Consider the following 13,015-nt stretch of genomic DNA (forward strand, 5'->3'; position numbering starts at 1 on the left):
CGACTAATTAATTTTTCGTTTTTGAAACCATAGGTCCTCAAGGCTTAGGTTTAGGGTCAATAGGTGAAAGTTTTCTTTTATCAAGATATTCTGAATCTGCCCTTTTGAACCATAGCTGTAAGATAGGTTCATCATAGACCTTTGTCTTTGGCCAACGGGTATACCTATACCTGCGGTAATATTGTAGCCATCAACTTTTTTTCCGTTAATGGCCAAGTAGCCATTGTCGTAATTAAAGCCGGTTTGGTAACGGATACGGTCGGCATACTTATAGCTGCTGGGATTTTTTACGTATTCAAGGCCAATGGCGTAGATGTCTTGATCGGCGTAACTTCCAAGGCTTTCGGTTTGCCCTGTGGCGTCCCAGTAGTTTTTCTTATAATCGGCACTTACGGTAAATGACTTTAAAAGGGTTGTGCTTAGTCCGATTCCAAGTTCAAGGGGCATGTTGAAATTCGCTGACGTATCACTTGCCCCGTCTTCAACCGTAATTTCGGTACCGTCCAAGCTTTTGGTTATCGACCGTTTTATGTTGCCCTTTAAACTTGTCGGGAATTGAACGGTACTCCCCAAGGTAAGTTGCTCCGAAATATCGAACTGCATACCAAGACCGAAACGTATACCCGAATAATTTGTGGTTTCCTCAGAACTAAAGGTGCTCTGGTTTATGGCAAAGGCTTCGGTTTCCTCAATATTCCCGAATAAAAAAGAAGCATTGGCACCCAACCTGAAATTGGGTATAATACTATAGCCTAAATTGAATTTGAGTTCACTTAACCCTCCAAGTCCGCTAACATTGCTTTCAAAGGTTTCCTCCGAACCTTCAATATTCGTCTTTATTCCCACCAAGGAATATCCCATTTCACTATAGGGAACGAGCGATATACCTGCTCCCAAATTTTCCGCCACCCTAAAGGCGAAGGCCAAGTTTGAAAAATTCAGGGTAGTCTTTGTTTCATTGTCGGCTTTGTTGCTGTACTGGTTGTATTCTCCCTTTATTCCTACATCGTAAAAAAATGAACCTTGCGGAATCAAGGCGAAATTGGCGGGGTTGAGGTTGTTGATTTGATTCGAAGTCTTTAGGCCTATTCCTGTATAGCCCATTCCGTTGGTGCGCCCTATGCTGGATTGGTTTATGGCGCCTAGACCGTATAAGGAATAGGGCGAACTGGTCAAACCTTCCGATTGTGCCCGTATCGAACATAGGTTGAACAAGAATATGGATATGGATATGGAAAAAAGTAAGGCTTTATTCATCTTCATCATAGATTGCATAAGTAAGTTCAAGTGTGGTGCCTTGAGTGTTTATATCGGTGTTGAGAACAAAACGGTCCACTGTCGAATTGTAATTGCTTGGTAGAAGAATCAAGGCATCTGATGATTCTAGGTCAGTGGACAGTAAATCTTCCAAATAACCACTTAAGGGGAGTTCGTAGTAGATGTCGTTAAATTCTTCATTGTCCCTATTTAAAATGGCCTGGGCAGCCGTACCATCGGTTGAATACAGTTGGTCGGTCAGTTCGTTGTTTTGGTCTACGATAAAGACTGACAATGTATCCCGTAAGGTCAATAGGTCGTTATACGAGCCTATTTCGGGCGTAATTCTAAGTGAGGCATCTAATAAGGTGCCCTGTCCTTGAATGTCGAATACGGATTTTATATGTGGAAACTCTAGTCGAGTGGCTATACCGATACCCGATTGTATAAAACTCAGGTTTTCGGTTTCCGAACTATAGAGGTTAACCTCTTGGTCGGTCAGGGCATTTAAGTACTCGTTGGCTTCTTCAGTGGAAATTTGATTGAAAAACGGTAAGGGAGAGCTAAGGGTGTTAATAGTGAAGTCGGTTGAATATTGGGTTCGTTCGCTTTCTCCGGCGATGCTGTAATAGAGACGCATATTGGAGGTCAATGAAAAACCGATGATAGAACCGTCATCGCTGTCACCCGGTTGAACGCTTATACCGTAGAAGTAGTTTTTAAACTCGTCGTACGTCGTTATTTTTTTCTGTTGTAAATTATCGAAAAGTGTAGTGCCGAAGGTATCGGTGAGTTTTATTTCAAGGGTATCGGTAGATAAGGGCCTTGGGGTATAGGTCAGGAAGCCGAGGTCATCTTCATCGAAACCTATGCTGCTGGTATTGTAAAAATTAACACCATCGGCGGGTTTAAGGTTTTCGTTCAATTGTTTTATATGTATGGTGTTGACCTGTAGGGTGTCGTTATAATAGTAATCGTCAGGCTTAAGAAGAAAAGTGATGCTATCGTATACGGCATCGGTGTCGATGAAATACGAGCTAGGAATCAATTCCATAAAACTGGCGGTTTTAACGGCCCCAAAAACAGGGTCCTTATATTTACCGACAAGCATGCGGGAAGATTGTGATGTGTCTATACTATCGAATTTCATGGTCGAGAAAGCTACCGTCATCGTGTCTAATTGAATCACGCGTATATCGCTATCGGTAAAGGCATCCCCAGCTTCAAAATCCGACTGGTTCAAGGCGTCGGTGCTGCATGAAATTAGCAGAAACGAACAGATAAAAATGATTAGGACATTCTTCATATAAGTAGTATTTGCAGGTAAAAGTATTGTGCGTTGCAGTGCTTCAAAACCGCAATAGACCAACCCTCATAGTTTTATGACCAATACCTTGTTTTTAGCGACTAAAGCCAGAATCGTTTTGGTCGATTAAATCGAGGTGTTCATGTGTTAAATGAACGGCTTTATCTATTTCGGTTTCATGGGAGTAAACCGTGTTCTAGTTTTGACAAAAATTAACTGGCTAACATAATAGAAAGGCACATGAAAGGATTCAAGTACTATATAGGAACAATAACGATTTTTAGCATAATGACTTGTTCATTGATCAGCTGCTCAAATGACGATGATGACGATGAGTATCTTGGAAACTGGGTGGGTAGGTCTGTTTTTGATGGAAGTCCACGTAGCGGCACCTCTAGTTTTACCATAGGTAATATGGGGTATACCGGGGTAGGATACGATGGCGACGATTACCTTACCTCATTTTGGTCTTACGATATGGACGGCGACTTTTGGTCTCAAAAGGCAGATTTTATCGGAAGCGCTAGAAATGCGGCCGTAGGTTTTGAGGTCGATGGAAAGGGCTATATCGGCTCGGGCTATGATGGGTTGGACGAATTGAACGATTTTTATGCCTATGACCCGAGTTCCAACTCATGGCAAGAGATAGCTTCCTTACCGTCAACGGGAAGAAGGAGCGCCGTAGCTTTTGGAATGAACGGTTTCGGTTATTTTGGAACAGGCTTCGACGGTGATAATGATCGTAAGGATTTTTGGAAGTACGACCCTAGTACGGACTCTTGGTCGGAACTTGTTGGTTTTGGAGGAGATAAAAGACGGTCGGCTACTACCTTTACCATTGGCGATAAGGTGTATTTGGGAACAGGGGTGTCTAACGGCATCTATCTCGATGATTTTTGGGCCTTCGATGCAACAAGCGAGACTTGGACCAAAAAACTTGACCTAGACGAAGAAGATGATTACAGTATAACACGAAGTAACGCGGTAGGCTTTACCTTAAACGGTTATGGCTACATAGCTTGTGGCACGTCTAGCGGTACTTTGGCTTCGGTTTGGCAATACGACCCCAGTACGGATGAATGGGAGCTGAAAACCGACTTTGAGGGAACGAGCAGGCAAGATGCGGTCGTTTTTTCCAACGGGAGCAAGGCCGTTGTTGGTTTGGGAAGGACCGGAAGTCTGTATTTGGATGACCTATACGAGTTTTTTCCTTTTGATGAATATGATGATGAAGACTAGTTATTTATTTGAGTGAGCTATGGGGCAGTACTTTTGGCACTGCCCCATTTTTTAATTGGGTTTATATGAAAGCAAAAAAAACATATCTATTATTTGGCGTTTTGTTCATGGTTCTCGTATCCGTCGCATTTCGCTTAAAGGATGGCGCAGTGCGAACAACGGGCCTCCAAACCCAAGTCATAGAAGTTGATGAGGGCTATGGTTATCAGATTCTGTATGACAATAAGGTATTGGTCAAACAAGAATTTATACCGGCAATCCAAGGGAAGAGACCCTTTAAGTCTGAAGAAGAGGCACGGCTAATAGGTGATGTCGTAATGGAAAAACTGAAAAAAGGCGATGATCCATTTATTACCGTTTCAGAACTTCAGCATATGCAAATAACATTTTAAATCGTAAAAAAAATGAAAGGCGCCAAAAGAAAATATTTGCCACAGTGGTTGGTACATGCCTTCTTATGGTGTGCCTTGTACGGGTTGATAATATATCCGTTTTTATTCGAGCCAAGATCGGTACCTCCCCATATCATCGTAAAGTTGGTGATGGCTACGGCCTTGTTTTATTTCAATTATTTCTATTTGGTTCCCCGTCTTCTGTTAAAGGGCAAAAAGAAGGTTTATATCGTCTTATCGATCGTATTGCTACTGGTCATCGGTTATCTTTCCCACAATATATTTTCGCCCCAACCGCCTAGGGATTTTGGTCCGGTTGCCGATCATATAAAGGAACATAGGGGAGGCCAAGTGCCTTTTTTTCGATTTTTGTTGATGCCATTCGTGGTTTTGGGTATACCCTACATTTTCGCGATAATGCTGCGCGTTTTTAACGAATTACAGCGAAATGAAAACCTTCGCAAAACCGTGGAAAAGGAAAAGGTGCAATCTGAACTTCAGTTTCTAAAAACGCAGTTGAATCCACATTTTCTCTTCAACTCCCTCAATACCATATACTCGCTGTCGGTCAAAAAATCACCTGATACTTCTGAGGCGATTATAAACCTATCGGAATTGATGCGCTATATGATTTATGAAGCGGATAAAGACCTAGTGCCCTTGAATAAGGAAATAGAGTACATCAAAAATTATGTGGCCTTACAAAGATTGCGCTTGGCCGATAGTGAAAACGTCTTCCTAAAAATTTCAGGGGACGACACCGGAAAGATAATACCCTCCCTACTATTTATCTCATTTATTGAAAACGCTTTTAAATACGGCACCGATTACGATGGAAAGACCAATGTGAAGATAAACCTTTTGATCAAAGAGAAGTCTATACATCTATACGTTGTGAACAAAATAGGAAAACACAGGGCAAAATCTGAGAGTAGCGGTGTGGGCCTCCAGAATGTAAAGAATAGATTGAACTTTCTATATCCGAATTCCCACGAATTGGATATAAAGGATGACGGGGCCACGTATGAAGTTAATTTAATTTTAAACTTATAAATATGAACTGTATACTCATTGACGATGAACCGTTGGCCATTGAAATATTGGCGGACTATTGCAAGAAAATTGGATTTATTGAGGTCATAGGTACGTTCACGAACCCTTTAGAGGCGATTGCGACTATTAACGAGAAAAAAGTAGACCTTATTTTTTGCGATATTGAGATGCCTCAAATCAACGGCTTGGATTTTATAAGTGCCCTTGACAATCCTCCCCTTTTTATCTTTACAACGGCCTATTCCCAATATGCCGTTGAGGGCTTTGAACTGAATGCCGTAGATTATTTGGTGAAACCCATTCCATATCAACGCTTTATTAAGGCTGTTTTAAGGGCAAAGGAGCTTATGGCCCGAAAAGATGTCCCTGCGGTTGCCACCGTTGCCAATGTGTTTCCTTCGTATGGCGATACCAATGAAAACCAGAAGTTCATTTTTGTAAAATCGGAACACGAAAGTGTAAAGATCAATTTAGACGACATCCAATACGTGCAAGGTCTAAAAGACTATTTAAAAATTCACGTGGTGGGCTGTAATAAGGCGATTTTGACCTTGCTCAGCTTTAAGGATATCTTGGAAAAATTACCCCAGAACCAGTTTATCAGGGTACATAAATCATTTGTGGTCAATGTGAACTTTATCAAGACCATACAGCGGAACAGAATTGTAATCGATGATATTCGCATACCGATAGGGGAGAGCCACAAAACACAGTTTTTCTCTATGTTGGGGCTATAGTCGAATATAGCCTTTTTGTAAGGCTTAAAGTAGTTTCTAAAGGAACAAACCGTTATAGGGCCTAAAAGATTGGGACGGGTTTCGGTTGTTGAATGATGTAGGGGAGGGTGGTTGTCTTTGAGGGAGACTTCTTTATATTAAAGCGTATAGCCCAATTCCTGTTTTAACCTCAAGGACATAACTTGGGTTCTGTTTCTCAATTTTTTGGCGCTGGTCAACAAGTTTTGCGTCTGTATAAGCCGGTCGACCAAACTATTCTGATATTCCTTACTGTTTAATAGATTCCCATAATTTGACGATTTTCCGAAAGTCCGTATTCGGCTGTACCTGGGGTTATCTTTCGAAAGCATGTCTTTTAGGGCCAAGTGTCTCTCCAGTACCGGCTGTAATCTATCAAGAACGATTTCCTTGATTTTTGCATCGATAGATTCCAACTTTTGTATTTCGGCGGGGTAATTGGTAATCAATCCTTTGAGCGAGTCACTTTCGATAAGTTCCAATTTGGTCGTGCTGATGACGGAATTCAAGGCCCCTTCGAGCAAGTTGGTTTCCGAATAGTTGATGTGGATAATCGTGTCTTTGGCCCCTTCGGTGATTTCGCTAGGGGGCAGCCCAATATAGTTCATAGTGGCTTCCAGTCTTTTGGAAGTGTCCGAATAATGGTCTATAGTGGTGTTTAGGATTTTTAGATTGGTGTTGAGTTCATCGTACAGGCTTTCGTATATTTTGAGTTCTACGATCCTGTTTTTTCGGATCTCGTTTAAATCGTTGATTTTCCAAGCGATCAGTATACCTATTACAATGAGGAAAATCTCTCCTAGGGCATAGGTTATATAGCCTTTGAGTTTGCCCGAATCCAAAAGCTTCTTTCTTATTTTCCTAAAAACGGTCATTCCTTCTTTAAGCTTTTTACATCCGTGATCAATTGTGCGATCGAGGCCCGGTTCAATCCGTTGTAGATACCCCTTATGTGTCTGTTCTTGTCTACGAGCAGAAAGTTTTCTGTATGCAGGAAGTCGTTAATGTCTTTAGGGATACCCAAATCGTTCTCAACAAAATAGTGGTTCCTTCCCAAGTCATAGATCTCTTGTTTGTCTCCCGTGACCAAGTGCCATTTTTCATTGATGATACCGTTCTTTTTGGCATAGGTGTTCAGAACGGCAACAGAATCTATGGAAGGGGTAACGGAATGTGACAAAAGTGCTACTTCGGGGTCATCTATAAAAGCCTCTTGAACCTTTTGCATATTCCCGGTCATTTTCAAGCAAATGCCGGGACAGGTGGTAAAGAAAAAATCGGTAATGTAGATTTGGTCTTTAAAGGTTTCGGGGGTTATGGTGTCTCCCAGTTGGTCCACTAGGCGGTAATCGGGAATTTTATGGAACTCCTTTTCTTCTTGTGAGCCAGGTTCCAACCAGTGGGGCGTAAAAGATGCATCTGCGTAATAGGGAAGATGTTCGACCCTGCTCGATTTCTCCTTGTTTTCCTTTTTTACCGTTTGATTGCAGGCGGTCAAGGCCACAAGCAATAGTAAAAAGCTATATTTTTTTATCTCTAACGACAACTTCATCTTCTAGTTTATAACATGAATTGGCTCTCTTCATTCCGAAAATACGGCCATTCTTGGCTTCGTAGTTAACGTATAGTTTGCCATTTTGAAGCCATGCCTTTTGCAGGCCTTCCTCTTTTCCTTCTACCAGGTTTCTCTCTTTTGAAATTTTACCGTTAGCATACCATTTGGTTTGCTTGCCGTGAAGTCGACCATTGACGTAATGTGATTTTTCCGATAATGTTCCGTTTTCCCACCACGTCTTATAAACGCCATCTAACCGATTGTGCTTATAATTGGCCTGAACACGCAAAACGTTATGGTCAGACCATTGTTTTGCGATGCCTTCCCTTTTTCCGTCTACAAAACCTAAGCGTTCTCCCAAGGCCCCGTTCGGGTGGAATTTTACCGAATAGCCGTTGTACGGTTGGTCGTTATAGTACCATTTGCCTTCGATGGGGTTGAGTACCAAATCTTTTTTTAGCACTTCCAGCATATTGATGACAAGGGGGGCTTCTTCAACTTTTGGCTTTGTTGTAGCGCTCTCTTTGCAACTGGCAAAAGAGAGCGCCGACAATAGGGTTATGTAAAGAAATCGTTTTATCATAGGGCTTAATATCCTTGGTACGGTCCTGCAAAGGCCAGATAAGAGCCTGTTGTGGAGTATACCTCGTTAATAATATGATAGTGGTATTCTTCTTTACCATCTGTGTATTGAGTGGTCGATACGTGTCCGCCTGACTCGTCAAGGTCGGTTGGGTAAGTGCCAGTAGCGTTACATTTTCTTCCGTAGAGGAAAACACCGTCCAACAATATGCCCACCAACTTGTCATCGTCGTTACTGAAGGCCTTTGGCTCTAAGTGATAATGGTATACGCCGGGGCCGATATGCGCTCCTGTCCAATCGAGACTTGCCGCCGCTTTGTCAAGTGCTCCGCCTCCTTCTTGGTCATTGAATATGGATGCGCCACTTACGGCAATGCCAATAGTGTTCAGCTGCGTTTCCACCGTATTGCCCGTAAGATCGGGTGTTGCATCCACTCTTATGGTCGTGGCGTTGTTGTTACTGCTCATTATACTAGGTGTCAATGCCACGTCGGGCTCATCTTTGTACAGGCTGTTGCCTTCTCCCCAATAAACGGTCTCGTGGTTGGGCAAACCTGTGGTTTCGATAACCACCTCGGATCCATCTAAGTAAATCGTGGTGGCTTCGCTATTGAAGGCGGCGTAGGCGGCATGCAATTCCGTTACGGTTTCCTCTTCAGAAGTTTCGTCCATGTCAGAATCGTCAATGCTATCTGAACTACAGGCAACAAAGCCGATGCACAGTATTGCGCAACCAAAAGCCAATGGAATAACTTTTCTTAGAAACTCTTTTTTCATGTTTTTTGTGTTTTAAATAGTTGATTGTTAATTCTTTGTGATGGTCAAATTTAGCTTTAATGCCCATGTCGAATGGGAGGGCGGTAGGTGGCCTTTTGTTTTCAGTGGTTGCCTCAATCTATCGGGTAAACGATCTTTGCCTAAGCCGGACTGAGCTCGCTTTTCTCCGGTTTGAATATTTTTACAATCATAATCGATGAGACCACTACCAAAATATTTAGGGAAATAAAAGGCCAAAAGAGATTCGATTCTTCTCCTTTTGTTTGAAAGTGACCGTTAATTTTTTCGACCTGTACCGTAAACTGATTGTCTTTTTTTATGACGAAGTTTTCGGAAGTATCCGCTTGATCGATTATTTTAAAAACCGTATTGTGTTTTGAATTTTGCTTAAAACCTTTGAGTTTGACCTGTAAGGTGTTTAACTCACTGGGCAAACCGACCACCCTGAATTTAAGGTCCGTTTGGTGGCCCATTTTTATGGCTCCTTCTTTAAGCTCGCCCGTAAAATCAGAATTCGCCTTCAAGAGAATATTGTCCTTTACGTAAGTGATTACCAATTTCTGAAACTCATCGGCCGATAATGCGTCCATTTGAAGGTCAGGGTAATTTTGGATCAACTGCGACCGAAAACCATTAAAAGAAGAACTAATATGTAGCGTCCAGTTATTTTGTTGGTCTTGTGCCAAGGTCATCGTTGCTATCTGGGAGCTGTGGGCGCTGGCAAATAACGAACAGAGGCATGTTAAAAGGCCGAATATTATTTTATTCATGATATCGGTGTTAGGGTCTTGCTATTGATTTCTAATTTATTTCAAAGGAGCCTTGAGCACCTGCAAAACAGCCAATAAAGCTATTGGTCCCTGCGGCGGCTACATGGTAGTGATAGCCACGGGTGTCGTCAGTGTGACCGCGACAATCGTCTAAATCCGTTGGCTCGTTACCGCTATCGTCCAAACGTTCGAACATGGGGAAACCGTCTATGGCATATCCGATCATAGCCGAGTGTCCGTCGTCTTGGGCTATTTTAGTGGTCATACCGGTGGCGGCATGGTAATGATAGCCGGTGTTTGGGTTTACGTGTCCTCCGTTATCATCCATCGGGGCCAATGTGTAGGCGCCGAGAATGGCTGAGGTCGGTGCCGGTGGATCAAAGTTTACTCCGTTAAAAGCCAAGCCGATAACCGAGCCGTCGCCACCTCCCATGGGAGCGTCTCCTGGTGGAGGCCCATCTGTAGGAGGTACATCGCCGCCGCCTCCGGGAATCCCATCCGAAATATAATCGGGGGAATCTAGTTTTACGGGAGTAACGGGGATATAATAAGTCAACGTAATATCGGTAACATAAGAAGGCAGACATTCCACACAGAAATTCTCATATTCTTCACCCACGTTCGGATTGGCGGCGTTCTGGCAGTCTTCCAATGAATTGGTGACATAGATGTTTCCGTTTTCATCGTACATTTTCCAAGTGGCATCGGAATAGAAATCGGCCATGTTTTCAATAAAGGCCCCATCTACATCGTAGAGTTCACCATTTTCAAACCACTTACCCCCTTTGTCGGCACCATCGGAAATATGGGTAGGGCACCAAGGGCCCATTTGGTGTTCGGTGGGGGTAGAGGTCGTAGTAATTTTATAGCAGGTGGCCACTGTACCATCGGAAAGTGTTTTTTCTACGGTGGTAATGGGTTCTGCTAGACCATCCGCCAAAAATAGGGTCGGATCTACCGTACGAGTGCCTTCATCGTTTGTCGTAAGACCGGAGCTTTCGTCGGAACTGCAGCTGTTGCCCGAAAAAATTAGAAATACACCGGAAAGTGCCATTACTATAATTTGTTTCATGTGAATAAGGTTTATGGTTTAAGCTTTTCTGTTTATTGCTTTTTTCTTCTTTGGGGCTTAGGGGCCTTCTTTAGTTCATCAAGTGAAAGGTAGCCGTCTTCGTCCGTGTCTATTTTTGAAAAGTCGTTCTTTAAAGGGCCTTTTACTTCTTCTTTGGAAAGTTTTCCATCTTCATCCTTGTCCATCTGTTTTAATATTTCAGTGGCCGATGGCGGTTCTTGTCCTTTTTTTTCTTGAGCGAATGATACTGTGGCGGTCATCAACATAAATATGGAAAGCGCCAGTGTGTTGTGTATTACATTTTTTTTCATGATATTATTTTTTAATTAAGCCTATTGGGCAGTACAAAGATGAAGAAAGAACAAGGGCGGTATGAAACCATTCAGTAGAGGGAGAGGGGTTTTCAGTGAATGGCCGATAAGCTTCTGTGAGCGATTCGGTTCACCCGGTTTTCAACCCGTGTTTTGTGGAATGGATGAAAAATAAATGCCTTAATTTGTAGCATGAAACAAGCACATCGTTTTCTTTTTCACGCTATTTTATGGCTTGCCGTTTGGTTGATAGCTTGGTTGCTGATAGGTGATGATTCTTCATTTTTAGAGAAAAATGCATCTTCTTTTATCATGCAGGTATTGTTAATAGGTACTCTGATCTATTATACCGCCCCCCGTCTATTGTTCAGGAAAAAGTATATTGCCTTCGGAGTGGTCTCCATAGTGGCCATCATAGTATGTTCCTTTGCCGTCACCGAGATAGTCCGGCTCATCGATGGGGTGCCGGGACCTCCTATGGGAGGGCCTCCGCCCGGTAGGCCCCATATGGCACCGCCCCAAGTTCTGATTCAATTTCTGGTCCTTTCGGTGGCCTATGTATTGGCTACCTTTGTCGAAACCTTTTTGTTGGCCCAAAAGAAAGAGGAAGAGACCATTCGGAATAAGAATGCCGGCCTACAGATGGAGCTGAAATTCTTGAAATCTCAGATAAACCCACATTTTTTGTTCAATGCCTTGAACAATATCTATGCCCTTTCGGTTATAGATTCAAACCGCACCCAAGAGAGTATCAGTACCTTATCTGAAATGCTCAGGTATGTGTTGTACGAATGCGATAGGCCATTAGTGCCTATTGGTAAAGAGATATCGTATATTGAGAATTATTTGGCGCTTTTTGCCCTGAAGAGTAGTAAGCCCTTTCCGATTACGACGCATTTTGACATCCAAAACTCGACGGTTTCCATTGCGCCTATGCTCTTGATCCCTTTTGTAGAGAATGCTTTGAAGCATGGCAATATAGAAAGGATAGAGGGTTCGTTTTTAGAGATCCGGGTTTCGTGCGATAAGCGTAAAATAGATTTTTTTATAGCGAATAGTATCCCGAAAAACGCCATAACGAAAGATGTCGTGGGAGGAATAGGTCTTGAAAATGTGAAGAAGAGGCTTGAAATACTTTATCCTGAAAAACATCGATTGCAAATAGAGCCAAAAGCGGAAACATATACGGTTAACCTAACTATTGATTTGGATGAAAACGATTAAATGTCTTGTTATCGATGACGAAGAGCTGGCCAGGGGGTTGCTCAAAACATATATCGGGAGATTGGGTTTTTTGCAGTTTGTAGATGAAATGGCCAATCCGTTGGATGCATTGGGCCTTATGAAAGATGAGAAAATCGATTTACTTTTTTTGGATATCCAGATGCCCGAAATCAAGGGGACCGATTTTGTAAAACTGATTCCCGATGGGGTTCAGGTTATATTTACCACGGCCTATTCAGAATATGCCCTTCAAGGCTATGAACTCAATGTTGTCGATTACCTGTTGAAACCCATCACGTTTGAACGTTTTTTGCTTGCGGTCAATAAGGTGAAGGCGAAAATAGAGGATTCGGGGAAGACCGGTGAAATGCTTTCAGATAGTCTTACGGTAAAATCGGGCTACGATTTGCATAAGGTCAAATATGACGACCTCCTATATATAGAAAGTGATAGCGAGTATGTCAATTTTTATCTAGAGGACAAAAAACTTATGAGCTTGCAGTCGTTAAAAAAACTGACGGAACTTTTGCCCAGTGATCGCTTTATGCGTGTGCATCGCTCGTATATCGTGAATAAAACAAAGGTAACGACCTTAAAGGGGCGCGATATTTTTATAGGAAAAACCGAAATACCTGTCAGTGCGCAATATTTTGAGGCCGTGAAAAAGGAGCTTTTCGAGTAATGACAGATGCCTGTGGTATCTTGTTCAAATTAAAAAGGGC

Annotated in this window: 15 protein-coding genes; 6 read left to right on the forward strand and 9 right to left on the reverse strand. The window is 42.5% G+C overall.

The annotated features are described in order from the left end of the window. Window positions 1-3 precede the first annotated feature (3 nt). Both ZOBGAL_RS12055 and ZOBGAL_RS12060 read right to left on the reverse strand, forming a co-directional pair. Window positions 4-1,257 carry an OmpP1/FadL family transporter gene (locus ZOBGAL_RS12055; protein ID WP_013993889.1) on the reverse strand — a complete coding sequence of 418 codons (1,254 nt, stop codon included), beginning with the start codon at window positions 1,255-1,257 and terminating at the stop codon, window positions 4-6. Next, window positions 1,250-2,563 carry a DUF4270 family protein gene (locus ZOBGAL_RS12060; RefSeq protein ID WP_013993890.1) on the reverse strand — a complete coding sequence of 438 codons (1,314 nt, stop codon included), beginning with the start codon at window positions 2,561-2,563 and terminating at the stop codon, window positions 1,250-1,252. The genes ZOBGAL_RS12055 and ZOBGAL_RS12060 overlap by 8 nt, the downstream gene beginning before the upstream one ends. Before the next feature lie 240 nt (window positions 2,564-2,803). Here ZOBGAL_RS12060 and ZOBGAL_RS12065 point away from each other — a divergent pair, with 240 nt between their 5' ends. The 4 genes from ZOBGAL_RS12065 to ZOBGAL_RS12080 all read left to right on the forward strand — a co-directional run bounded on the left by ZOBGAL_RS12065 (window position 2,804) and on the right by ZOBGAL_RS12080 (window position 5,984). Continuing rightward, entirely contained in the window at window positions 2,804-3,802 is a 999-nt protein-coding gene (locus ZOBGAL_RS12065) for a Kelch repeat-containing protein (RefSeq protein ID WP_013993891.1), read from the forward strand. Window positions 3,803-3,867: 65 nt separating this feature from the next. Beyond that, the gene (locus ZOBGAL_RS12070) at window positions 3,868-4,194 is read left to right on the forward strand and encodes a DUF4907 domain-containing protein (RefSeq protein ID WP_013993892.1); all 327 of its coding nucleotides are present in this window, start codon (window positions 3,868-3,870) and stop codon (window positions 4,192-4,194) included. A 12-nt stretch (window positions 4,195-4,206) separates the two neighbouring features. Beyond that, the gene (locus ZOBGAL_RS12075) at window positions 4,207-5,247 is read left to right on the forward strand and encodes a sensor histidine kinase (RefSeq protein WP_013993893.1); all 1,041 of its coding nucleotides are present in this window, start codon (window positions 4,207-4,209) and stop codon (window positions 5,245-5,247) included. A 2-nt stretch (window positions 5,248-5,249) separates the two neighbouring features. Next, window positions 5,250-5,984, forward strand: coding sequence for a LytR/AlgR family response regulator transcription factor (locus ZOBGAL_RS12080; RefSeq protein ID WP_013993894.1), 735 nt, complete (start codon window positions 5,250-5,252; stop codon window positions 5,982-5,984). A gap of 137 nt (window positions 5,985-6,121) precedes the next feature. Here the strand turns inward: ZOBGAL_RS12080 and ZOBGAL_RS12085 are convergent, their stop codons facing one another. The 7 genes from ZOBGAL_RS12085 to ZOBGAL_RS12115 form a co-directional block, all read right to left on the reverse strand. Then, window positions 6,122-6,877, reverse strand: a complete 756-nt coding sequence (locus ZOBGAL_RS12085) for a hypothetical protein (protein ID WP_013993895.1) — start codon at window positions 6,875-6,877, stop codon at window positions 6,122-6,124. Further along, entirely contained in the window at window positions 6,874-7,554 is a 681-nt protein-coding gene (locus tag ZOBGAL_RS12090; RefSeq protein ID WP_013993896.1) for an SCO family protein, read from the reverse strand. The genes ZOBGAL_RS12085 and ZOBGAL_RS12090 overlap by 4 nt, the downstream gene beginning before the upstream one ends. Continuing rightward, window positions 7,523-8,140, reverse strand: coding sequence for a toxin-antitoxin system YwqK family antitoxin (locus ZOBGAL_RS12095; protein ID WP_013993897.1), 618 nt, complete (start codon window positions 8,138-8,140; stop codon window positions 7,523-7,525). Before ZOBGAL_RS12095 ends, ZOBGAL_RS12090 begins: the two co-directional genes overlap by 32 nt. 5 nt (window positions 8,141-8,145) lie before the next feature. Further along, window positions 8,146-8,916, reverse strand: a complete 771-nt coding sequence (locus tag ZOBGAL_RS12100) for a YHYH protein (protein WP_013993898.1) — start codon at window positions 8,914-8,916, stop codon at window positions 8,146-8,148. A gap of 140 nt (window positions 8,917-9,056) precedes the next feature. Further along, the gene (locus tag ZOBGAL_RS12105; RefSeq protein ID WP_013993899.1) at window positions 9,057-9,686 is read right to left on the reverse strand and encodes a hypothetical protein; all 630 of its coding nucleotides are present in this window, start codon (window positions 9,684-9,686) and stop codon (window positions 9,057-9,059) included. Between the two features lie 31 nt (window positions 9,687-9,717). Continuing rightward, window positions 9,718-10,758, reverse strand: coding sequence for a YHYH protein (locus tag ZOBGAL_RS12110; RefSeq protein ID WP_013993900.1), 1,041 nt, complete (start codon window positions 10,756-10,758; stop codon window positions 9,718-9,720). 32 nt (window positions 10,759-10,790) lie between these two features. Next, complete coding sequence (locus ZOBGAL_RS12115; protein WP_013993901.1) at window positions 10,791-11,069, reverse strand: EF-hand domain-containing protein; 279 nt, start codon at window positions 11,067-11,069, stop codon at window positions 10,791-10,793. A 192-nt stretch (window positions 11,070-11,261) separates the two neighbouring features. Between ZOBGAL_RS12115 and ZOBGAL_RS12120 the strand changes: the two genes are divergently transcribed. Together ZOBGAL_RS12120 and ZOBGAL_RS12125 are read left to right on the forward strand one after the other, a co-directional pair. Then, the gene (locus ZOBGAL_RS12120) at window positions 11,262-12,293 is read left to right on the forward strand and encodes a sensor histidine kinase (RefSeq protein ID WP_013993902.1); all 1,032 of its coding nucleotides are present in this window, start codon (window positions 11,262-11,264) and stop codon (window positions 12,291-12,293) included. Further along, on the forward strand, window positions 12,280-12,975 hold the full coding sequence (locus tag ZOBGAL_RS12125) for a LytR/AlgR family response regulator transcription factor (protein WP_013993903.1): 696 nt from the start codon (window positions 12,280-12,282) through the stop codon (window positions 12,973-12,975). Before ZOBGAL_RS12120 ends, ZOBGAL_RS12125 begins: the two co-directional genes overlap by 14 nt. Window positions 12,976-13,015 lie beyond the last annotated feature (40 nt).

Origin of the sequence: Zobellia galactanivorans (genome assembly GCF_000973105.1) — a bacterium.
Classification (GTDB): Bacteria; Bacteroidota; Bacteroidia; order Flavobacteriales; family Flavobacteriaceae; genus Zobellia; species Zobellia galactanivorans.

Excerpts from the sequence above, each read along its gene's own strand:
- ZOBGAL_RS12070 (WP_013993892.1), top strand. The coding sequence starts at position 3,868 with ATGAAAGCAAAAAAAACATATCTATTATTTGGCGTTTTGTTCATGGTT.
- ZOBGAL_RS12080 (WP_013993894.1), top strand. The coding sequence starts at position 5,250 with ATGAACTGTATACTCATTGACGATGAACCGTTGGCCATTGAAATATTG.
- ZOBGAL_RS12105 (WP_013993899.1), bottom strand. The coding sequence starts at position 9,686 with ATGAATAAAATAATATTCGGCCTTTTAACATGCCTCTGTTCGTTATTT.
- ZOBGAL_RS12115 (WP_013993901.1), bottom strand. The coding sequence starts at position 11,069 with ATGAAAAAAAATGTAATACACAACACACTGGCGCTTTCCATATTTATG.
- ZOBGAL_RS12055 (WP_013993889.1), bottom strand. The coding sequence starts at position 1,257 with ATGAATAAAGCCTTACTTTTTTCCATATCCATATCCATATTCTTGTTC.
- ZOBGAL_RS12125 (WP_013993903.1), top strand. The coding sequence starts at position 12,280 with ATGAAAACGATTAAATGTCTTGTTATCGATGACGAAGAGCTGGCCAGG.
- ZOBGAL_RS12065 (WP_013993891.1), top strand. The coding sequence starts at position 2,804 with ATGAAAGGATTCAAGTACTATATAGGAACAATAACGATTTTTAGCATA.
- ZOBGAL_RS12060 (WP_013993890.1), bottom strand. The coding sequence starts at position 2,563 with ATGAAGAATGTCCTAATCATTTTTATCTGTTCGTTTCTGCTAATTTCA.
- ZOBGAL_RS12075 (WP_013993893.1), top strand. The coding sequence starts at position 4,207 with ATGAAAGGCGCCAAAAGAAAATATTTGCCACAGTGGTTGGTACATGCC.
- ZOBGAL_RS12100 (WP_013993898.1), bottom strand. The coding sequence starts at position 8,916 with ATGAAAAAAGAGTTTCTAAGAAAAGTTATTCCATTGGCTTTTGGTTGC.
- ZOBGAL_RS12095 (WP_013993897.1), bottom strand. The coding sequence starts at position 8,140 with ATGATAAAACGATTTCTTTACATAACCCTATTGTCGGCGCTCTCTTTT.
- ZOBGAL_RS12090 (WP_013993896.1), bottom strand. The coding sequence starts at position 7,554 with ATGAAGTTGTCGTTAGAGATAAAAAAATATAGCTTTTTACTATTGCTT.
- ZOBGAL_RS12110 (WP_013993900.1), bottom strand. The coding sequence starts at position 10,758 with ATGAAACAAATTATAGTAATGGCACTTTCCGGTGTATTTCTAATTTTT.
- ZOBGAL_RS12085 (WP_013993895.1), bottom strand. The coding sequence starts at position 6,877 with ATGACCGTTTTTAGGAAAATAAGAAAGAAGCTTTTGGATTCGGGCAAA.
- ZOBGAL_RS12120 (WP_013993902.1), top strand. The coding sequence starts at position 11,262 with ATGAAACAAGCACATCGTTTTCTTTTTCACGCTATTTTATGGCTTGCC.